This is a genomic window from Nitrospira sp. SG-bin1 (assembly GCA_002083365.1).
Lineage (GTDB): Bacteria > Nitrospirota > Nitrospiria > Nitrospirales > Nitrospiraceae > Nitrospira_D.
Genome location: LVWS01000043.1, coordinates 135,494 through 156,272, shown reverse-complemented (window position 1 = coordinate 156,272; position 20,779 = coordinate 135,494). Strand labels below are relative to the sequence as shown.

At 57.3% G+C, this 20,779-nt stretch carries 25 protein-coding genes; 6 read left to right on the top strand and 19 right to left on the bottom strand.

Annotation, left to right across the window (positions count from 1 at the left end; translation table 11 throughout):
• The 3 genes from A4E19_09165 to A4E19_09155 all read left to right on the top strand — a co-directional run bounded on the left by A4E19_09165 (position 1) and on the right by A4E19_09155 (position 2,231).
• A complete protein-coding gene (locus A4E19_09165) occupies positions 1-408 on the top strand; it encodes a hypothetical protein (protein ID OQW30904.1) in 408 nt (135 codons plus the stop codon).
• A 204-nt stretch (positions 409-612) separates the two neighbouring features.
• On the top strand, positions 613-1,674 hold the full coding sequence (locus A4E19_09160; GenBank protein OQW30903.1) for a phospho-2-dehydro-3-deoxyheptonate aldolase: 1,062 nt from the start codon (positions 613-615) through the stop codon (positions 1,672-1,674).
• Positions 1,675-1,742: 68 nt separating this feature from the next.
• Positions 1,743-2,231: a hypothetical protein gene (locus tag A4E19_09155; GenBank protein ID OQW30902.1), complete on the top strand. Its 489-nt coding sequence runs from the start codon at positions 1,743-1,745 to the stop codon at positions 2,229-2,231.
• Between the two features lie 261 nt (positions 2,232-2,492).
• On the opposite strand, the gene A4E19_09150 is transcribed toward A4E19_09155, so the two are convergent.
• From A4E19_09150 to A4E19_09100, 11 genes are all read right to left on the bottom strand, one after another.
• Positions 2,493-2,726, bottom strand: a complete 234-nt coding sequence (locus A4E19_09150; GenBank protein ID OQW30901.1) for a hypothetical protein — start codon at positions 2,724-2,726, stop codon at positions 2,493-2,495.
• Between the two features lie 24 nt (positions 2,727-2,750).
• Entirely contained in the window at positions 2,751-3,155 is a 405-nt protein-coding gene (locus A4E19_09145; GenBank protein OQW30900.1) for a hypothetical protein, read from the bottom strand.
• A gap of 167 nt (positions 3,156-3,322) precedes the next feature.
• On the bottom strand, positions 3,323-4,129 hold the full coding sequence (locus A4E19_09140; protein OQW30899.1) for a hypothetical protein: 807 nt from the start codon (positions 4,127-4,129) through the stop codon (positions 3,323-3,325).
• A 55-nt stretch (positions 4,130-4,184) separates the two neighbouring features.
• A complete protein-coding gene (locus A4E19_09135) occupies positions 4,185-4,892 on the bottom strand; it encodes a hypothetical protein (protein OQW30898.1) in 708 nt (235 codons plus the stop codon).
• Entirely contained in the window at positions 4,889-5,923 is a 1,035-nt protein-coding gene (locus A4E19_09130) for a hypothetical protein (protein OQW30897.1), read from the bottom strand. The genes A4E19_09135 and A4E19_09130 overlap by 4 nt, the downstream gene beginning before the upstream one ends.
• Positions 5,910-6,191 carry a hypothetical protein gene (locus A4E19_09125; protein OQW30896.1) on the bottom strand — a complete coding sequence of 94 codons (282 nt, stop codon included), beginning with the start codon at positions 6,189-6,191 and terminating at the stop codon, positions 5,910-5,912. Before A4E19_09125 ends, A4E19_09130 begins: the two co-directional genes overlap by 14 nt.
• Positions 6,188-7,255 carry a hypothetical protein gene (locus tag A4E19_09120; protein ID OQW30895.1) on the bottom strand — a complete coding sequence of 356 codons (1,068 nt, stop codon included), beginning with the start codon at positions 7,253-7,255 and terminating at the stop codon, positions 6,188-6,190. The genes A4E19_09125 and A4E19_09120 overlap by 4 nt, the downstream gene beginning before the upstream one ends.
• Entirely contained in the window at positions 7,243-8,220 is a 978-nt protein-coding gene (locus tag A4E19_09115; protein OQW30894.1) for a cobalamin biosynthesis protein CobW, read from the bottom strand. Before A4E19_09115 ends, A4E19_09120 begins: the two co-directional genes overlap by 13 nt.
• Before the next feature lie 201 nt (positions 8,221-8,421).
• On the bottom strand, positions 8,422-8,730 hold the full coding sequence (locus A4E19_09110; GenBank protein ID OQW30893.1) for a hypothetical protein: 309 nt from the start codon (positions 8,728-8,730) through the stop codon (positions 8,422-8,424).
• A complete protein-coding gene (locus tag A4E19_09105) occupies positions 8,721-9,137 on the bottom strand; it encodes a hypothetical protein (GenBank protein ID OQW30892.1) in 417 nt (138 codons plus the stop codon). Before A4E19_09105 ends, A4E19_09110 begins: the two co-directional genes overlap by 10 nt.
• A 96-nt stretch (positions 9,138-9,233) precedes the next feature.
• On the bottom strand, positions 9,234-11,576 hold the full coding sequence (locus A4E19_09100; protein ID OQW30891.1) for a hypothetical protein: 2,343 nt from the start codon (positions 11,574-11,576) through the stop codon (positions 9,234-9,236).
• Here A4E19_09100 and A4E19_09095 point away from each other — a divergent pair.
• On the top strand, positions 11,563-11,778 hold the full coding sequence (locus tag A4E19_09095) for a hypothetical protein (protein ID OQW30890.1): 216 nt from the start codon (positions 11,563-11,565) through the stop codon (positions 11,776-11,778). The two genes, A4E19_09100 and A4E19_09095, sit on opposite strands and share 14 nt — an antisense overlap.
• A 400-nt stretch (positions 11,779-12,178) precedes the next feature.
• Here the strand turns inward: A4E19_09095 and A4E19_09090 are convergent, their stop codons facing one another.
• Both A4E19_09090 and A4E19_09085 read right to left on the bottom strand, forming a co-directional pair.
• Positions 12,179-12,613, bottom strand: a complete 435-nt coding sequence (locus A4E19_09090; protein ID OQW30889.1) for a hypothetical protein — start codon at positions 12,611-12,613, stop codon at positions 12,179-12,181.
• A 219-nt stretch (positions 12,614-12,832) separates the two neighbouring features.
• The gene (locus A4E19_09085; GenBank protein OQW30888.1) at positions 12,833-13,048 is read right to left on the bottom strand and encodes a hypothetical protein; all 216 of its coding nucleotides are present in this window, start codon (positions 13,046-13,048) and stop codon (positions 12,833-12,835) included.
• 106 nt (positions 13,049-13,154) lie between these two features.
• Here A4E19_09085 and A4E19_09080 point away from each other — a divergent pair, with 106 nt between their 5' ends.
• The gene (locus A4E19_09080) at positions 13,155-14,624 is read left to right on the top strand and encodes a hypothetical protein (protein OQW30887.1); all 1,470 of its coding nucleotides are present in this window, start codon (positions 13,155-13,157) and stop codon (positions 14,622-14,624) included.
• A 247-nt stretch (positions 14,625-14,871) separates the two neighbouring features.
• Here A4E19_09080 and A4E19_09075 read toward each other — a convergent pair whose 3' ends face one another.
• Positions 14,872-15,174, bottom strand: a complete 303-nt coding sequence (locus tag A4E19_09075) for an antibiotic biosynthesis monooxygenase (GenBank protein OQW30886.1) — start codon at positions 15,172-15,174, stop codon at positions 14,872-14,874.
• A gap of 104 nt (positions 15,175-15,278) precedes the next feature.
• Between A4E19_09075 and A4E19_09070 the strand changes: the two genes are divergently transcribed.
• On the top strand, positions 15,279-16,241 hold the full coding sequence (locus A4E19_09070; protein ID OQW30885.1) for an AraC family transcriptional regulator: 963 nt from the start codon (positions 15,279-15,281) through the stop codon (positions 16,239-16,241).
• 430 nt (positions 16,242-16,671) lie between these two features.
• Here A4E19_09070 and A4E19_09065 read toward each other — a convergent pair whose 3' ends face one another.
• From A4E19_09065 to A4E19_09045, 5 genes are all read right to left on the bottom strand, one after another.
• Positions 16,672-17,919 carry a hypothetical protein gene (locus A4E19_09065; GenBank protein OQW30884.1) on the bottom strand — a complete coding sequence of 416 codons (1,248 nt, stop codon included), beginning with the start codon at positions 17,917-17,919 and terminating at the stop codon, positions 16,672-16,674.
• Between the two features lie 498 nt (positions 17,920-18,417).
• The gene (locus A4E19_09060) at positions 18,418-18,888 is read right to left on the bottom strand and encodes a hypothetical protein (GenBank protein OQW30883.1); all 471 of its coding nucleotides are present in this window, start codon (positions 18,886-18,888) and stop codon (positions 18,418-18,420) included.
• A gap of 23 nt (positions 18,889-18,911) precedes the next feature.
• Positions 18,912-19,754 carry a hypothetical protein gene (locus A4E19_09055; GenBank protein ID OQW30882.1) on the bottom strand — a complete coding sequence of 281 codons (843 nt, stop codon included), beginning with the start codon at positions 19,752-19,754 and terminating at the stop codon, positions 18,912-18,914.
• Complete coding sequence (locus A4E19_09050) at positions 19,751-20,125, bottom strand: hypothetical protein (GenBank protein ID OQW30881.1); 375 nt, start codon at positions 20,123-20,125, stop codon at positions 19,751-19,753. The genes A4E19_09055 and A4E19_09050 overlap by 4 nt, the downstream gene beginning before the upstream one ends.
• A complete protein-coding gene (locus A4E19_09045) occupies positions 20,115-20,540 on the bottom strand; it encodes a TonB-system energizer ExbB (protein ID OQW30880.1) in 426 nt (141 codons plus the stop codon). The genes A4E19_09050 and A4E19_09045 overlap by 11 nt, the downstream gene beginning before the upstream one ends.
• Between the last annotated feature and the right edge of the window lie 239 nt (positions 20,541-20,779).

Sequence of the window (20,779 nt, the reverse complement as noted above, 5' to 3'; positions counted from 1 at the left end):
ATGTCCCTCCTCACTCACAAACCCGCAATAAGTAAGCTGAAACGGATGGACTTGGCAGACGTCGTCCGCACGGCCCATCCATCGATTCTGTTACGTGACGTGATATCTCAGCTATACTTGAGGCGGAGCGCGGGAAGGACCGATGAGCAAGAGGGCTGTCGACAGGAGTACGGATTCTGGTGGAGGTTCCTGCTGCCGGACAACATCGCACACGGCGAATCGCGGAAGATCCAGATCGACCGAACCGGCAATATGGTGCTGGACCCACTGACAGATGTCCGTCTCCGAATGTTCATGGCCATCCGAATCGGCGGCAGCCAACTCGTGGTGAACATCCTGAGCGGCGGCGAACGGAGCAAGCCCCAGGATGATGCAGATCATCCCCAACGCCGCTCCGGAGCGGAGTAGCGGCCAGAGGTATCTCAGCCTTCTCAAAAACATGGCGGTAGAATAGCCATCCATAGGTCAGAATTGCAAGAACCGCTGAAACCGGTCGTCAGATGACTCAATCCAGTCCCATCAGCAACCGGTATGGACTTTTACGGTGCGATTCGCTACAGTGCTACCCCCTCGGCCAGGGCCGTTGAGAACACTTACGGACGCGACCATATCATGAGTAGACCCATCGACAATCAACATGTTATCGAAATTAAGGCGCTGCCCTCCCCGCGCGCCATCAAGACCAAACTTCCGATTACCGATCAAGCGGCTGCCCTCGTTGTTGAAACCAGAGAAGCCATTCGTCGAATCCTCCATGGAGAGGACCGAGACCGTCTTCTGGTAATCGTCGGCCCTTGCTCCATCCATGATCCCGGAGCGGCCTATGAATATGCCGCCAAACTGAAGCCCGTGGCCGATGCTTTGCGCGATCGCTTCCTGATCGTGATGCGGACATATTTTGAAAAGCCACGCACCACAGTCGGATGGAAAGGCCTGATCAATGACCCGCATCTCGACGGGACCTGCGATATCGCAACGGGGATGGAGTTGGCCAGAGCGATTCTCCTCAAGATCAATCAATTGGGCCTCCCTTGCGGAACGGAACTGCTGGACCCCATCAGTCCACAGTACATCGCCGACCTCATCAGCTGGGCGGCGATCGGTGCCCGTACAACCGAAAGCCAAACGCATCGAGAAATGGCCAGTGGCGTGTCCATGCCGGTTGGTTTTAAGAACGGCACTGAAGGCAGCCTCCATGTCGCCGTCAATGCCATGACTTCCGCCCGCACCCCACACCACTTCGTTGGCATCAATGCCGACGGCCAGACTGCCATCATCAAAACCATGGGCAATCCCGACCGCCATATCGTGCTTCGCGGCGGAGGCGGACGAACGAACTACGAAGCACAGGATGTTGCCAAAGCTGAGGCTGCGGTCGCCGGAGAAGGCATCGCCCGCCCGATCATGATCGACTGTTCGCATGACAATTCCAAGAAAGATCACACCCGCCAAGGTTTCGTCGCCCATGAAGTGCTGCGGCAGTTTCGTGAAGGTCGCCAGACCATCATGGGCTTCATGCTCGAAAGCAACCTGCATCCCGGGAAACAGGCGTGGAGGGAAGGCGTGGCTCTTCAGCATGGCGTTTCCATCACTGATGCCTGCTTGGGCTGGGGCGAGACCGAACAGCTGTTGCATGAGTTGGCCACCGCAATCACTCCGAAGCCCGTCTCCTGATCTCTACCTGTTCCCTCTACCAGAAGCTCTTGTGCCTTTGCAGCAATGCCCACAGGACTTCGTGACCGATGGGCCATCGGGATGCCGATGGCCGCAACCGAGATCACCGAGTCCACCGCCGAACATGTTCTTCAACGTTGCAAGAGGCGCCAACGAATCCGCAGGCAGGTCCGACAGACCGGCCATATGTGCAGCCAAATCCACGCCCGCCGAGAAAGACGACAAAATTCTCGACAGCCCAGTTCCACATCGCGGACACGTCTCAACCGGAGGCTCGCTCATCGATTGCCGAAAAGCGAACCGTTTCGGGCAGTACAGTGACTCCAAGCAGTGCTCGGCCACATATTCATAGATCGGCATGGTTGACGGCCCCCTTCTCTTCCTTGATCTCGAACCGAGCTTTTCTTACGTCTCACCACGACAAGCTGATCAGGATGAAGTCCGGCAAAGCCGATCGTGCCAATGTGTATCCAATCGGAGTCATTACGAAAGGCTCGGTTGGGCGTGAATTGACCGACTTCCGAGCGTTGAAGGAAGCCGGTTGTGTCGCGGTGTGATGACGGCCGGCCAGTGATGGAGGAACAGCTCCTGGATCGAGCACCCAGCCGCCAGCTAGAATACGGACGAAGGGCTCCGCCTCTGAGTACCTCTTGTTGACCATCCGTCACCATCGGTCTAGACTTTATCAGGTCGTACCCAACTCTGTTCACGAAAGGAGTCCTTCGATGAGTGACCACCCTATCCATGTGCATCACAATCATCGGCATGGCACGAACTGCGGGCATCCGGCCATCTCCCATGATGACCACACCGACTATCTACATGACGGACATCTCCACCATCCGCATGGCGACCATGTCGATGAACACCAGCTCGACATCACCACACAGAACCCGGCGGCATGCACGCCAAGCCATCGCTGCGATGGGCATGAGGCCGGGCATCGCCATGGTACGAACTGCGGTCATCTGACTGTGCCTCACGGTGACCATGTCGATTATCTTGTCGCCGGCCACTTGCACTTCGCCCATGGCGCTCACTGTGATGATCATGGATTCCTGCAACTCGCTTAGTACCTAGTGTCCGGTGCTGGCGTGGGACGCTTGACTCAACGGTGCCCCAATCTCGCCGATCAGCCGTTCTAGAAATCCTCTTATTGAGGCCGGCCGCATTTGATCGGACGGAATCTCAACTTTTAGAAAAACCCCGTCCCGCAATGCGAATAGTCCGTGAGCGATACGATGATGATCCTCCACGCCGACTCCAAAGGCCTCCCGACTCGCCTGATCCGCGCAACAGAGGGAGTAGCCTGCGGCTTGAACATTCGGATGAAAACGGTCCACTTCCCGCCAATGGTCCTCGTGATCCGCGGACACATGAACGATCTTCCATTCCGGCAACCGTTCGCGGCCACGCTCCTCAAGATCGACGATTTGCGCGAGACAGGCATGCTTTTCAATATTAGGCAGCGTCGAGACCACAACCAGACCGTAGCGAAGTTCATCAGCGGTGAGCGGTTTATCGGCAAGCCTCGCAGCAGGAATGACGGACTCGCGATCAGGGGTTCTCCACGAAACGGAACCCGTCCTGTAAGTTGATGCTCTCTCTCCTAGCTGCGCTTGCCTTGTCATCTTCCGGCCTTCCGTCGTTAATGCGGCAACATGGTCAACGTCGCGATGGTCACCATTCCCGCGATCATCATGGCGAACTGCCAGACCCCCTTGGCCGCCCCCATCCGTCCATGCAAACCAGGCACGAGATCGGCCAACCCGATATACAGGAAAGAAGCGGCCGCCACGCTGAGCGCATAGGGAACGATCGTCTCCGCATAACCGAGTCCTCCATAGGCGGCGACGACACCGACCAGCGTCCCCATCCCCGATAGGGTGTTCCAGAAAAACGCTTTCCAGCGAGAAAACCCGCTTGAGAGGAGAATCGTGAAATCACTCAGCTCTTGCGGCACTTCATGGCCCAACACGGCGAGCGTCGTGACCAACCCCAGTCCCGGCGACGCCACACAGGCCGCACCGATCGCGATGCCGTCGGCCATGTTATGGACCGCATCGCCGATCAAGACCAACATCCCCGTCTTCTTCTCCATCCCCTGAGCATGGCCCTGTCCATGTCCGTGGGTCTCGTGTCCGCTTTCAGGCAGGTCCTCGTGCGAATGTCTCCAGATCACCGTCCACTCCAGCACGAAGAACAGGACGAGTCCCGCCAGAATGGATATTCCCACTTCGTAAACATTAATTCGCTCCAACGCCTCGGGAATCAGCCCGATGATCGCGGTAGCCAACATCGTCCCCGTGGCGTAGCTCAGCAGATAGGGCATCACGCGTTGACGCCACCCGTCCGGAATAAACAAGACGACCGCGGCGGGCAAGAGAGCACCCAGACTTCCCAACAGCCCTAGACACAACACAAACCACCAGGTCGACTCGTTCGGCAAGCTCACCGCTCCTCACAACGGCCATGTTGCTCCTTATGAACACCGTTACAAAGCTGCATCGTTATACCTCGTGCTCCGACAGTTCGATCACCCGCGTTTTCACCAATCCTCGTTCGCCGAATGAGACGCGCCGACGCCAGGGAAGCCACAGGCCATTGACGTCCTTATATTCATTGACGTAGCTCTCCATTCCGATCACGGACTGCCCATCGAGCGAGAAATAGGTCATCACATAGTGGCTGGAGTATTGTTTTCCATCCGGCGCATGATCACAGCGCTCGATGGTGTTGACTCGCCGCTCCGTCATCGGCGTGATCCGCCCGATCTGGGTGTACTGCCCGTCCTTGATCCGATACCAGGAATCGAGCCGTCCTCCGGTCAGCAGCACACGACGACCTCGTGGGTGCGGCACAGCGGGATCATCGTGGGGATCGAAGGACAGCACATACTTGCCGTCGCCTTCTTCGAACGTGGAAAACGCCAAGTGCATGCCCTGGGTCCAGAGCCGTTCTCGCACCCACTCTTGAATGGCGGCATCGGCTGCATCCAACCGCACCGTCGTCTCCTTCCTCGGCACCAGACTGACGCTGCCGCTGTAGACACGCCCCTCATCGTTCAGCGAAAGCATCGCCCGGTATCCGGCAAAATCAGCCGGCCATCGATACATGCGACCATGGGCGTCTTGAACCTGCCGGCGCGCCGCCGGATCATCGGCAGGCGTTGCCGCCTGGCTCGCCATCGGTTTCATGGTCTCACTCCCTTGCATCATGACGTCCTCCTTGTCGCACCACCCCATCGTGCCGTGTGGGGTTTCCCCCGGCGAGTGGGTCTCACCAGGCACGTTTCCAAGCCCTCGAGAAAGCGTTGCCAGGGTACCCGCCGTCCAATGACCACGAGTCTGGCCTGTGATTGTCTGACTCCTGTATAGGGAGTCAGTGCCAACGACCCCATAATCCATTGAAGCTCTTGAAACCCAGTTCGCCCCTGCACTTTCACAAAGCCCTTCATGCGGATCACAGATCGCTCGAATCGCTTCAACCAGGCTTCGAGACGAACGGGATCGAACGATTTCAGAATCTTGAAACTCCCACTCCGATACCCGATCGCTGAATCCTTGACCGTACCCAGTTCAATCGATGGTGTCTTCATCATCGCCATCCCCGTGAGCACTCGGCCCAGTTCAACCTCGGCATGCACCGCCCGGACGATTGTGGCCGTCGGATTCACGGCCTTGATACGCCGTTCCACGAGATCGGCCTGACGGCCGTTGATCTGATCCAGCTTGTTCAACACCACCACATCCGCCTGCTTGAGATGATCTTCCGCCGCAGGCCAATAGGCCCCGAGTTTCAAAAACCGTGGCCCATCGACCATGACGATCACCGAGGCCAACGCCCCTCTGATTTGTGAGCTCGACTGAGTGAGCGCCTTCTCCACCCCCATGACCACTTGGCCGGTATCCGCCAACCCGGTCGTCTCGATAAACAGCGGTGCCCCCTTCGTCTCCTTCACCAGGTGTCCGACTTTTTCGCTGAACTCTCCCGACAGATCACAACAGATACAGCCACTGAGGAGTGCCTGGAGTTCGATGTCGTTCGAGCGAGGATGGTCATGGAGCAAGGCCCCATCCACGTCGACTTCTCCGAATTCATTCATGAGCACGGCCGGCTTCACGCCTCGGTCCAGTTCGTGCGCCAGTGCCCGTTTGAGCAGAGTGGTTTTTCCGCTCCCCAGAAATCCGGCGATCACGTAAATCGGTGTCACCTTGCTGCGGCGGCGGGCATGATCAATGCCGGTCATGATGTGCCTCCCCCTTGACGGCCAACTCCTCGACATCGGATGGACCGATTTCAGTGGCTGTCTTATGAATCTTGTACTGTTGGGTATCGCGCGATCCTTTAAGTACGGCGATCACGGTTTCGATCGGCGGACAGCCTGGTTCGCGACATTCCAATTCCGTGACCATGACCGTCGTCTCGTCATTCAGATGAAACACCGCTCTAGTCCAAGCTTTAATACGATCGGCCTGATCCACCGGAATCGTCCGCTTTCCACCGAACAAGTTCATGCCCGATCCTCAATGCCATGAACGGAAAAGAGCGACACCACGCCGTCACTGGCGCCGGTCGCCAACCAAGAATCATTGGAACTCCAGGCCACGCACGACAGTCCACCGGTCTTGTTCACCTCCTGACTCAACAGAGGTTTGGTCGTCTGCGGCTCCCAGAGACAGAGCAGCCCGTCTTCTCCGACCGTCGCAACGAACGATCGGTTGGGATGGCAGGCAATTTCCTGAATCCATCCCAGATGTCCTTTAAAGAGCCGACCGCCGGTGCCTTCGAATTTCTTCATATTCCATGAGACCAAGGACGGGCCGGACGCGGTGAACAGGTTGAGACCGTTATGGTCGAATCGTACCGACGTGACTTTCACGGGATAGCCGGACATGTGCCAGTTCTGCTCACTGTCCGTGCGGAACAAATGGACTGACCCGTCGAGGTTTCCCGAGGCCAGATATTGCCCACTCGGACTCACCGCGACAGTCAACAGGGCGCCGTCATAGGGAAAGGGCCTCACCGGTTTCTCCTGCCCGATCTTCCACAGCCAAGCTCCCCCATAGGCAGAGGCCACGACGCCACCGCCACGCGGCATCCAAGCCAAAGCGGAAATCGTCGTCTTATACGCCGGCACTTCAGCGGCAAGCTCAGGGATGGACGCAGGGTCGATCCTCCAGATGCGAAGCGTTTTCCCCGCCGACGCGGCCAGATACTGACCATCCGGCGACCAGGCAAGATGCTCGACCCACGAACCTTGCGCTCCAACGGAGAGCACCGCGCGTTCCTCTCCGGTGTCGGCATTCCATATTCGGACGACACCGTCCTGCCCCCCCGTCGCTAACTCTTGCCGCTTTGGATGCCAGTCCAACGTCATGGCGGACCGCTGATGCCCCTTCAGTTCGCTAACAGGGTTGAGAGAAGCAGCTTCCCAGATGGCCACTTGGCCCGACGTGGCGCAAGCGGCGAGTCTCGTGCCACCGGAAGAAAAGGATACGCGATGAACGTAATCGCCGAGCAGCACTCGACCGATCGGGCTCAGCGTGACGACCGCCTGGCGTTTAGCTAGACGAGGCATGATCGGAATCCCTTCGTCAGCGCGGCACGATCCAAATCTTTCCCGATGAATACCAGCTGATTATTGCGAACCTCACCGGATTTCCACGGGCGATCGGCTTTGCCGTCGAACAACATATGCACGCCCTGGAAAACGAACCGATGGTCCCGATCTTCAACATTCAAAATGCCCTTCATCCGATAGATCTTTGTCCCCATGGTGCTCAGCACCTCGCGGAACCAGTCGTTCACCTTTCCCTCATCGACCAATCCATCCTCGACGAGGGCCACGGAGAACACGCTGGGATCATGCTGGTGCGCCTCTTCTCCTAAGAAGTTGGGATCGATTTCGAGCTTGCGGCTCAGATCGAACGCGCCGATATTCAGCAATCGATTGATCTCAATCCTCGCATCCTTGGTCCGATGAATCTTCGCCATCACGTTGATCGCCCGCACTCGTGCTTCCAATACATTGACCGCCCCCGCCGGAACGAGGTCAATCTTGTTCAATAAGATGACATCGGCAAAGGCGATCTGCTCCTTCGCTTCGGGACTCTTGTCCAGATGTGCCCAGATGTGCTTGGAGTCGACGACGGTCACGATGCCGTCCAGCAGAAGCCGCCGCTTCATCTCATCATCGACGAAGAACGTCTGCGCAACCGGGGCCGGATCGGCCAGTCCGGTCGTTTCGATCACCATGTAGTCAAATCGGTCCTTCCGTTTGAGAAGATTCCCGATGATGCGGATCAAATCTCCCCGTACCGTGCAGCAAATGCAGCCGTTGTTCATCTCGAAAATCTCTTCATCTGCCCCGATGACCAGCTGATTGTCGATGCCGACCTCGCCGAACTCGTTCACAATCACCGCCACTCGCTTGCCATGCTCGGTCGTCAGAATGCGGTTGAGCAGGGTCGTCTTCCCTGCCCCCAAAAAGCCGGTCAACACCGTCACCGGCACCGGAGCTAACAATTCAGCCGTGGTCGCCATACACACCTCCTCATGACACAGGTTGAAAAACTCCTCGGACACATTCTGCAGGAGAAGATCGGATGCCATTCTTCAGGGTACTGAAGAACGCCCAACCCCTTGAGTGCCGGTTTCCGGGAGGCGGAAAGCGACAACTACCCGATCTTCCCCGCATAAGGTGCAGAGAACAATCCACAGCCACTCAACAGTAGAACTGGATAATTACGAGCTGAAGGAAGGAGGACCGCGGACAGAATCAAAAGGACGGGAGATGTACCTGAAAGCGACCTCGACACGAGACGGAGGTGCGACAATAACGGGAAGGAGCACAGGCGGTGGCGTAACAGAATGGAGACCAGCACTGGCGGCATGGTCGAGCCAGGCACAGACATCCTGATCGGAATGTTCATGACTCGTTCCGGCGGCAAAGGTATGTTCCAGCAGCAACGGATGGAGCGTCAGCACCAACAATACATAACCGACGACAAGAGTCCACCTGCTACCTACACCTATCAGTCGAGTCATCGGCATTGCGGACACCAACCAAAAAATTCAAGAGCGTGACCGTCTACGGCAAATTTAGTCTGCTCCTCGATGAGCTTCGTCAACTTTTTCAACGGGCACAGCATCAGATCAATGATTTTCCCACAGCCTCGGCATTGAATATGGTGATGATGGGCCCGTCCATGAACCACTTCATAGCGCATCTGTCCTTCGTGAAACCCGACGGCATTCACGAGACCCAACTCTTGGAGCATCGCAAGGTTGCGGTAGACCGTCACAAGATCGACATCCGTTCTGGCCTTGACCAAACCCGCATGCACCTCGGCGGCAGTGATCGGGAGTGTGTTTCGCTCAAGAACGGCGAGAATGGCCTTTCTGGCCTTCGTGAGCTTCTTCCCACCCGCTTTGAGACTATCGACAATTGAAGTGGCCATTGGCATTCTGTAATGCAAGTTGTTTGCATTTAACAGTTTCTGTCGCCTCAAGTCAAGCGACCGCATCGCGAAGCGTGCTGCCTCGTGGTCCAATCATCACCACCGATACGTGATGCTCCCCACCACGGTCCGTTGCGCGCCGGGACTGCAGAAATCGCTCCCGCTTCGCGTAAAACATCCGTAATGATCCTGGTTCAAGAGATTGTTGACGTTGACCGCGAGTCGGTAATTCTTCCAGACATAATCCACCATCGCGTCTCCCAACACGAAACTCGGCACATTGAAGGTGTTGGTCTCATTGCCGTAGGTTGACCCTGTGTATCGCGCTCCACCCCCGATCCCCAACCCCTTGAACATTCCGCTTTGGACGGTGTACCTTCCCCAGATCGACCCAAACTGTGCCGGTGTCTGCACGAGTCGTTTCCCTTTCTCGGCGGGATTAACAGTTTCCAGCACCTCATTGTCCAAGAACGTATAGGAGGCGATCAGATCGATCCCCGACTTGAAGCTCATCAATCCTTCCAGCTCCAACCCACGGGAGCGCGCCTTCCCGCGCTGCACCGGCAGAAAGGTGCCAGGATCGAACTGCACGTAGTTTTCCCTCGTCAGGTCGAACAGCGCGACTGTGAACAAACTGCGGGTGCCCGGCGGCTGATACTTGATCCCGAATTCATATTGTCGGCCGGTCTCCGGCGTAAAAGGCTGCCCGGAGGCGTTTATCCCGATCGATGGTAGAAAGAACGTCGACCAGCTGGCATAAGGCGCCAACCCGCTGTCGAATAGATAGGTCAAAGCGGCGCGGCCGGTGGCTTTCTGATCATCCTGCTCGCTTGTGAGACCCGTCAGGTTGTTCTTGATTTTGTTGCTGGTCCAATCGTGCCGGCCTCCCACTGTGAGAAGCCAATGATCCATAAATTTGATCTGGTCCTGGACATACAGGCCGGTTTGAAACTGAGTCGTCTGCTGATCCAGAAATGTCGGAGGCGGAAGAAACGATGCGCCGAAATCGTGCGGATTGAAAATGTCGATGGGAGACGCGCCTGCAAACGTTTGCCGAGAATGTACCCCGATTCGCTGGAAATCGAGACCGCCCACGACCCGGTGATGGAACGGGCCGGTTCCGAAGGAGCCGTGCACCTGATTGTCGAGAGCGAATGAGGTCAGATTTCCAAAACTCCCGAAGACACCGCGTTGCACGGTGCGCAGATCGGCGTCGAATGAACTGCTGAACACCGTGACATCGTCCACCCGCGTCTGGTTGTACCGAAACTTCTGCAGGAAGCTCCAGTTCCCAGGCAACTGATGCCGCAGTTCATACCCGAATGACGATTCCACGCGATCATACTTGTCCACTCCGGGTTGTCCCGTAAAACGATGACGCGCGATACGGCCGTTGGGATTGAACCGCAGTGATCCTTCGGCGGGGAATGCTTGCGAACTGCCCAGCGTGTCCTTCTGGTAATTCACAAAAAACGTCACCTGTGTCTCGGAACTGATCCGCCAGGTGAACGCCGGTGCGATATACACACGATCATTCGGGACATGGTCGAATTGCGTGCCGCTTTCCCGAAAGAGGCCGGTCAACCGATAGCTGAAGGCATCGCTGTCGGTTAGTCTCCCGCCCAAATCCATCCGTCCCTCGTATCGACCAAAATTCCCCGCCAAGAATTGAAGCTCCCGGAGGGACGTAGTGGTAGGACGCTTTGAGATATAGTTGAGCAACCCACCGGGACTCCCTTGCCCGTACAAGAACGACGCCGGTCCGCGCAAGACGTCGATCTGCTCGGCGCCGTATGGCTCCAGGTTGTACCCCAGGGCGAATCCGGGATTCCGTAATTGCAAGCCATCCTTGAACAAGCCGTCGGTGGTGGCGTCAAATCCCCGAAACCGGAGCCATGTGAATCGTGGTTCAAACCCGAACGTCTCCGCTTGCACACCCGGCGTGTACCGCAAGGCTTCGGCGAGTGTATGCACCTCTTGGTCCACCATACGCTCGCGCGTGATGACGGTGATGGACTGCGGCGTCTCGATCAATGGAATATCGCTCTTGGTCGCGGTCCGCGTGTCCTCCGCCACATAGCCTCGTTCTTTCACATCTTGCACGACGATCTCCGGAACCGTGACGGGCTTCTTGACAAGAACGTCCTCCTCAGATTCGTGCAGCGGATCGGACGACACACGCGAAGTTTCATCCGCTGACACGTCGGTATCGGATGCCTCCGACACCAACGTGCCGGCACGAGGTGCAGTCATGCGAATGCCGAGCCTGGAACGTGACAAGAGTTCCGCAAGCGCCGTTTCCGGCGGCATCTCACCGGAGACGCCATCGCTCTCCATTCCTTCCACCATGTGCTCGCTGTACACCACTTGCCAACCGCTTTGGCGGACAAAGGCGTCCAACGCACCTCGGAGAGACTGCCGCTGGATGTCAAACATCATTGCCGCGCGTTCGATCGGTGACGCTGTCGGCGGCGGAGGCTCGGCCCATGAAACGTTGGTCAGTACACAGACCAGGCAGAAGATGACACAGGATTTCCCTCGACCGCTTCGCGGTCTATCGATCGGTTGGTTCACGATGCTCCTTTCATTGCATTCAACCTTGGTACGTATTCGTCAGGCGTTTACAGAAACTTGGCTCTAAGAAACCTGTTTTTGTCCACATGTCGCACAGGCGCCCGCCAGCTGGACGTTGGGCACACCCGTCTTCCTCACGCTCGTTTCAGCCAATCACCGACCTGAGGATGTGGGTGAAATACTTGTCTGTGATGCCGCTACATCTTGCGAAACAAGGAGCCCATTGTCGCCACTACGGCAGACCTACATCTCTTTCAATCGTCACTCCGGCCGCCCGCTCTAGGACACTCGACCACACCCATATCCCTACGGTCGCGGCGACCAAAATGGCGATCGCGGTCGCCAAACTGAGGAACACGGGGAGAGCGTCGTGGATGCGAAAGTCTCGTCTCGTCATGCGCCATCCTTTAGGTCAATGTCATCAACACACGGATTGATTCAATTCGGTCAACTCCTCAAGATCTCCCTTAGTGACACACTTCACTCGCGCCAGATCGGGTGGCTTGCGACGTTTGACCGAGAGAGGGCTGTGCCACAATCGATGCAAGGCGCCCAACCGCTGCCGCAAACGCCTGAAACTCCTCGCGTGAAAAGTGAATGGTCATTGCTCCGCTTATGAGGCGAAGCCCACCGCAATCGCATAACACCAGTTTCATCGGCTGATCCGTTCTGAGCAGTTTTTCCACGTTGCGTTTCTCCTTGTCCGTGTGAGTTGTTCTTACCTGTACGTACGGCGATGCACCGGGAGGATAGGCCGGCCAGGCCACACGAGCGCCTCCTCGCGATACCAACCGCAGTTCACGCACTTCCAATGCCTTCCCTGGTAGAAATCCATCGGCAGTTCCCCAATCAACATCTCTCCGCATTTGGTACAGATTCTCTGCATATCCCCCCCCTGACATGCGCCGACACTCGCATCCTGTCGGCGCTGCTTCGAATTGCGAGGCAATAAAAAAGCCCAAGGGTCGTCCTTCGACACCTTGGGCTCCGGTCTTGTCGACCTCTGGCCTCGCTACTTAACAGCGCGTACTACATAATCCGTATACTTCTCAGTACGCCTCTCCTCACAATTGATATGAGTTCTCAATATCATTATAGACAAGCCTTGTCAACCCCCTCCATTAGTCCCGCATTACAGTAGGCCACTGAGAAATGTGCGAAACAGCGACGTACTCGACATGAGACTGGTCATATGGCGATTGACCGTACCAAACCCGCATGTTGATTCTGTTCCTCACCAAAATGCCGGCGTACCAGTTGTACCTCGCCTCCGCTGCGCTGCAGCCATTCCCATTCCCGATGTGCTCCTCGATGTCCACAATCTCGATAGGGGTCATCTACTTGCGGGCTGCGGCAGTTGCATTTCTCTCCCTTAGGCGATGACACTAAGGGACATCATACCTTACCGTATAATTCCGATGTCTCGACCTGACAACCGTTTCCATGATCGGCTTCGTTCTCCCCGTATCGCGGCGGCTCTGGAACGTGAAATTAATTAAGTTGCTCATCACTCCGGATTTTCGTCTGCCTCGACTGCCGGGCGTTCCTCTGCCTCGTCGTCAGGTCACCTCGATTTATTACGACACGACGGCATATGACCTCGCTCACGCACGGATCACCTTGCGTTATCGGATAGATCAGGGGAAAAGGACATGGCAGCTTAAAATTCCGTTGGGTGACGACCGGCAAGAAGTGGAAGCGGCGGGCGACCAGACCGAACCTCCAGCCTCGCTGCGCGGCTTACTGATTCTCCACCTTGGACATCGGAAATTGGTGCCAGTCCTGACGCTGCGCGTCTGGCGAAGGGGCTTCCTGGTGCGTCATGGCCGAATACCCGTCGCTGAGATCGTCCTGGACACGGTGTCGGTCGAAAAAATGAACGGATCCGCCATTCAACGCTTTCGCGAACTCGAAATCGAACAGCGGCAGGGCGATGCGGCCGCGCTTCGCTCCCTCGAACAGCACATGCGCGAAGCCGGTGCTTCCGATCATGACGGACGGCCAAAGTTCTTTCGGGCCCTCTCGCTCCCAGTCCCCACCCCCCCTTCCCCGCCTGACGCGAGGGCGCCGGTGCTTGAGCACGTGAAGTGGGCGGTAGCCACACATGTTGGATGGCTCCTTGCCCATGACCCAGGCACAAGGCTCGGCGCCGAAAACGAGAGCCTGCATCAACTGCGGGTCGCAACGAGACGCCTGCGTGCGGTGCTCCGCACAGCTCAACCGATTCTTCGTCCTGCCTGGGTGACGTCCCTGCAACAGGAGCTCGATTGGCTCAGCGACCTTCTGGGGACGGCCCGCGATCTCGATGTCCAGATCACTTACTTTACGGAAGAAGCAGCCGGATTGAACGTACGGGACCGCAAACTGTTGGCCAAATTTATCGCCCATCTGTGCTCTCAACGAGAGGCCGTTCAGCAAATCCTCGTCAGTGAGCTCACGAGCGCCCGCTATCTCGAACTCATCCGACGGCTGCGACAAGCGGCACAGAACCCCTCGGTCGTGGAATCTCCCCTGACCGTGCGGCAACTCGCCAGACGAACATTCAAGCACCTGCGCAAGGCGATCGGCCGGCTCGCCTCCTCTCCATCGGACGCCCAATTGCACAAGATCCGCATCAAGACTAAGCGAGCCCGCTATGCGGCGGAACTAGCTCGCCCCTCGGTGGGCAAACCTGCCGGCCGTTTTATCGAGTCGGCGCGTGCAGTCCAGGATGCCCTGGGTATCCATCAAGATGCGATTCAGGCGGAGCGTCACATCCGTCAATTCTTGAAGTACTCGACGAGTGTGCGCGCCGGATTTGTCGCAGGACGCATGGCTGAACGACAACACCTTCGTCGAGACACCGTCCGCAAAGGGATGAAACGGCTGTTCAAGGCTTTGCTGAAACGGGGCAAGAAGGCCTGGGACCGATGATACCGTCGGACGAACCGATCAATTATAAAGAGAAAGCGAGACCCTCCACGACAGTCGCTGATGACTCGGGATGCGCACGGTGACGGGTGATAGTCCGCGAGGATCGCTACCTCGACTCCACTTCCGTACAAGTCATTTGATCCTTCGCCACATTGCGCACCCTAGCGACACCCTCTTCTCCAACGGTGCGTCACCGGAACGGTTACCAACGGGTTCCACTGGTATCCACCTATGTCTTGCGACCGCGTCACTGCGTAATCTTTGCTGCAAGCACATCGACCTGTTCGATGTGGGGTGGTTCAGCCAGCAACTCCGACGCTTTCGCCATCAGCGCTGCAGCAATCTGCCCGGCCAGATGCGCTTTGCGGCCCGCCTCATCGGCAAACGCATCGAAGATGCCGAATGTCGACGGCCCCAACCGCAGTGCGAACCAAATTGGCGTCGCGGCTTCCTGATTCGCCAGAGCAAGCCCACTCTCAAGAAAGCTGGCGACCTCGGCTTCCTTTCCCGGCTTGGGATGCAATCGCACTAATAATCCAACTCGTACCATGATGGCCTTCCTTTCCAATGTTGTGGATAATGGCAGGCGTATTCTAGGCACAGCATCCCGAATGAACTAGTGGCAAGAATGACAATTATGATACAGTTCTCGCCATGCGGATTTACGTGCTGACTCTCTCTGAAGTGTTCGACACAGGCTTGTCCACCCTTCTCGACACGTTCAGCGTGGCAAACGCTCTGGCGGAATCCGCCGGGACATCATCCACTCGCTTCGATGTGACGATCGTTGGTGTTCGATCCCGTATCCGCACGAGCCAGGGGTTGTCGGTACCGGCGCAGTCGACGTCAGGACTTCCCCATCCCGATGTTGTACTCGTTCCAGCCATCGGGGCGAAGCAGCCCGACACATTGCGAACGGCACTTGAACGGCGAGAGACAGCCGATGCACAAGCGTTGCTCCGTGCATGGTCTACCCGTGGCACCCTCGTCGGCGCAGCTTGCACCGGCACGTTTGTCCTCGCCGGATCATCGCTGCTCAACGGCCACCATGCAACGACGTCTTGGTGGCTCGCCCCGTTCTTCCGTGAACGGTATCCGCATGTCAAGCTCGACGAATCACGAATGATCGTCAATGCCTCGCGCTGCGTGACTGCCGGCGCTGCGCTGGCACACCTCGACCTGGCGCTATGGCTGCTGCGACGCCGAAGCCCAACATTGGCGTCCCTGACCGCTCGCTACCTCGTCGTCGACCCGCGGCCGTCTCAGGCGGCGTTTGCCATTCCCGATCACCTAGCTTACTCGGATTCGTTTGTCGAGCGGTTTGAGCGGTGGGCACGGCGGCAATTGCCTGACGGTTTTTCTCTCTGTGAAGCAGCTCGTGCCGTCGCCACAAGCCCACGGACGCTGGCACGCCGTCTGCAATCCGTGATGGGCAAGTCTCCACTCGCATACTTTCAGGATCTTCGTGTCGAACGAGCGATTCATCTGCTGCAGACCAGCGACGCCAGTGTTGACGAGATTGCCGCACTGGTCGGTTATGCAAATGGGGTGACGCTGCGAACGCTCATCCGGCGGAAGATCGGGCGTGGGGTACGCGAGCTGAGAGCGCGAATCTGATCTGACTTTCGACGGGCCGATACCTCCAAAAATCCGGGCGATTCTCGCCACGACAGACGCGGTGCTCCCCCCATAGCCTCACAGGCACGATGCAGAACAGCAGCTCGCGCCTTTCAACAGCCCTCCGGACGCTTCCAGCGGGCTTCTGTCATCACATACCGCTCAATCGCATCTATCGGCTTGCGCCCGTGCTCGGATTCTGGTTCAGAGAGAGGAACTACGTTCTGCCTTCTAGCTCATATGCGCATTCATGCTTTATCACTGCTTTTCAAAAAGGCGTCACGGGCCGCGATGCCGCGATCGGTGTGATCCGTAAAGAAACCATCGATCCCCGCACTCGGAAACGCTTTGATCTCGCCGGCGCCAGTGAACGACATGTTATCAATCCCCTTTGGTCTATTTTCGAACCCATCTCACACCACGAGAGTCGTCACCCCCCGTCGTCATCACACGTCTTTTGCCGCCGATGCGCCTGTCGCTTCAACCACCACATCCGCAGTGCAGTCACATAAAGAATGAGCGGAACGAACCCGCACACAAAGACGACCCATCGGCCGGCAAGACCGAATGCCTCACCGTTATGAAGCGGAAAGAGCCACGCCACAAAGGTGTCGCCGGCGCTGAAAGTCTCCCAATCACGGACCTTAAGAACCGTTCCGCTGTACTGATCCAACGAAACCACACTGTTGCCACTCGATTCTCGGACATCACCGGGTTGACGCACCCAAATATGGTACACATCCGTAACCTCATGGGGAATACCGATGAACGTAACCGCTCCTTGCGGAAACAGTCCCTTGGCGAGACCGACTGCTCGCTCGATGGAAAGGGCTGGCGCACCCGAGTTGGGATGGGATTGCAATGAACGTTCGTCGTCTGCTTCATCGACCGGGGAAAACACGGAGACGATTGGGATTACATAAGCTGGGAATACCAGATACAAGCCCGTGACCGCGAGCACTGACAGCACGATTGCACCATATGCTCCACTGAGTTTGTGCCCCTGGTGATGGCGACGGATCCGGCTTGTTCCGGCGATCGGGAAGAACGCCTGCCGCAACTTTTCTGAGCGAGGCCACCAGAGATATAGACCCGTGCCGATCGACAGGAGGAGTAAGATCGCGACCAATCCGACGATCGTCTCACCGGGGTCATCCAGCAGCAATGACCGATGCAACTCATAGATGAACGAGACGAGGTACCCACCCCATTCTCGATCCCGACTCAAGACCGCTCCGCTGTACGGATCAATCGTAACCTGGTACCACCGAAATTGGTCGAGTTGGTCAGTCGGCACCTTGTGCCAAGCTTTAACAACCTCGCCTTCGTGAGGCGGCAGCTCAAGGCCGTCCAGCCGGCCGCCGGGAGGAGCCGCGGCCTGGGCTGTCGCGAGCACTTCAGTCAGCGACTTGTAGGGACCGGAGCCGTTCGTCGTCAGCAGTGCCGGATTCAACCATTCATCGATGGCCTTATAGAACACTAAGAAACTGCCTGTGAGGCCCATCAATACGAAGAGCCCACCACCGAACAGTCCAAGATAGAGATGTACACGCAACCACAGGCGGCGGAATGGATGGCGGGGGATGGACGCGACAGACGGCAAGTCAATGCGGCGAATCTCGGGCACAACCGCATGAGTCGTACTCGACGCCCGCGCAATAGTCTCCTTGCGATTCATCATGCACATCCTACGAATCACCGGCACAGAGCCATACAACTTCCCGGCATATCCGTCATTAATGAGTGCGAGCTGGACAGGGACCGGATCAGAACCTACTGATGGGAGTTTACCGACGATGATTCGGATTCAGCCGCTGGGCGGCATTCCTCGGATGGCTGAATGGTGAATGGTCACGAAGCGCCCGCAACGCGTACACTTGATGACGAGCTCCTCCCCCTGCCACCGCGCGATCAGCTTGCCACAGTGGCACCGGACGTCCGTTCCCCTGGCCGGTGAAACGCATTCATTCATGTCACCATCTCCGCCTCTTCCCGTCATGATCGTGGCAACCGATCATGACATTCCTGGCCGGCACGCTCACGTTTCCCGACATAGCGCGCCGCTTCCATCCTCATTAATAGATACCGGAATTCCCCCGATCCGAAACGTCTCTCACATTCTCTGCCCATAGGCGCACAGATGATCGTTTATGCAGTGGGCACTAGCGGGCCCTGGTTATTTGAACGTCAACTTCTTGAGCTCGGACGCCGCCAGCTCCACTTCTCCGAAATCGGATTGCCCCTTGAAGCTGCCCGCGATGGCCAAGACAAAGTCGCCGGTCTTGCCGTCCGCCAGCGTAATGGAGATATTGGGCAACGACCCATTCCCGGACGGTTTGAGATCGATGAACTTGATGCTGTCGAATTTGATTTTGACCGTGGCTGTCCCTCGCTTGACCGGCACTTCTTTGAGTTCATGGGGGACAAACGATGTCTCGCTGATTTTTTCTTCCCAATAGAAAATGACGTTTTTCAGATCCGTCTCGACGCCTTTGGCATCCATGGCGAAGGCGTGAAAGGCCTTGTCCGCTCTCCCATCCGTTTTGTTCTGTGCCCAGGCCGGGCCGCCAGGCATCCAGAGCGCTCCGATGACGAGCATGGCTTGCGCCACATGCATTGTCGTTCGAGGGATCATCCAGCGATTCATAACAATTCTCCTTATTGATCGAATCACCCATCCAATCGATAGTTGATGGGGATAAGAATGGTGATCTGTCGTTGACCGAGAGGGTGCTTCAGTCTCAAGGGAGAGGCTTTCCTCATCACCGCCATAGCCTCCGCATCCAAGACCTCCCGGCCCGAGGTTTCGGCGATCTGAACTCCCATCACTTCTCCATCATCGCGAATGACCGCCGACACAACCACCTTGCCTTCCCAGTGGTTCATCCGGGCCAGCGCTGGATATCGTTTCAGCTCTTCGATGCGGCTCCAGAGCGTATCCCTCAGCCAGCCGTAATCCGCCCGCGTTTCGCGATGAAGCACCTGCCGATACTCCACCGGACGATGCTCGGTGCGTGGAGCGACCGACTCAACAGGCGCAGTCTCCTCGATCACGGGTCGCTCTGACGATTCCACCGGCGTCTCCACGACAGGGGTCGAGGTCACCGGTTCACTCTCTGTCGATGCGACGGCCGCATACTCCATCACCGGCTCGGCATTCATGACCACGTCCTGGACCATCCGAGTCGTTTCCACCGGAACGGTGACCTCCTGCTGCGCCGGCGGCTGTTCGGCGATCACCGGCTTGGTCTGTCGGACGGAGGGACTCGGCTTGGCAGGAGGGGGCGCCGGTTGCACGACCGGTTCAGTCTGTTGTGACTCCGTGTGTGTCGGCGCTTCCACCATTGAGATCTCCCATTGAAACAGCGACGGCGGAAGCGGTGGCTCCATGGCTTCTACGACGAGCAGCGATGCCGCGATTCCCAGGCCGTGCAGTAGAACCGACACCAGCCACCCATGCGTTTGATCGGACACCACACTTGTGTTTCGACGATCGACCGCCAGAGTAGTCATGATCGGAGCACCTCCAAACTCACTTGTCGAAAACCAAGCCCTCTCACCTCATCAACCACCCCCACAAACCGCTCCAACACCGTGACGCGATCAGCCCGGAGCACGACCGCGGACTCACGCGGATGCTTCGTCAGCACGGCCGTCAGCTCATCTCCTGGGATTGGTTCATCATTCAGGAACAGGCGGCCGTCGGCCGTCAGGGTAATCATCAGGGGCACGTCCTTGTGGTCGTTCACTGCCGTGGCTCTCGCCAGTTCGACAGGGACCTGCCCCGTCGAAATGAACGTGGCCGTGGTCAGGACAATCACCAAGAGGACCAACATGACATCGACCAGGGGAATAACGTTGATCTGATTCAGCTCACGTTCCATGCTGCACCTTATACAGCGTGAGCAACTCAGAGACTCGCCGCCGGAGGATGTTGTTCAGCACGACGCACGGGATGGCTACCAGCAGCCCGATGGCCGTCGCCTTGAGTGCCAAGCTGAGCCCAACCATAATTGTGCCGACCGCCATCGTGCCCGACGTCCCTATCGTATGAAACGTCAACATGATGCCCGAGACGGTTCCTAATAACCCAATGTAGGGTGCATTGGCAGCCACGGTGCCAATCACGATCAGCCGTTTGGTCAATGCCATTTCCAGTAGTTGTATGTTCTCGAACTGCGTCGGTGTCACTCGCCGATAGTAGAGCCACCGCTCCACCGCCACGGCCAGCGCCCATAGGCTGAGCGTGACCAGGAGCCCGATAATCCCGTAATCCACCAAGTGCTTCAGTGCATCCATCTTTGCTTACCCTCTTCCAAACATGAAAAAAGCCCACAGCCGCCGTACAGGCAGCCATGGGCTCCGGTCTTCAAGGACCTCTGGCCTCTGACTGAGACCATCGCGCAGCGTCGGTCTCAGATAGTGATTTTGATAATTAGTATCAATACATGGTGGAGAGTGTCTCTGTCAACCCCTTCTCTGGACACAACCTAGACTGGGCCCTGCCGCTAAATCTGTTCCTCTAGAACATAGCCAAT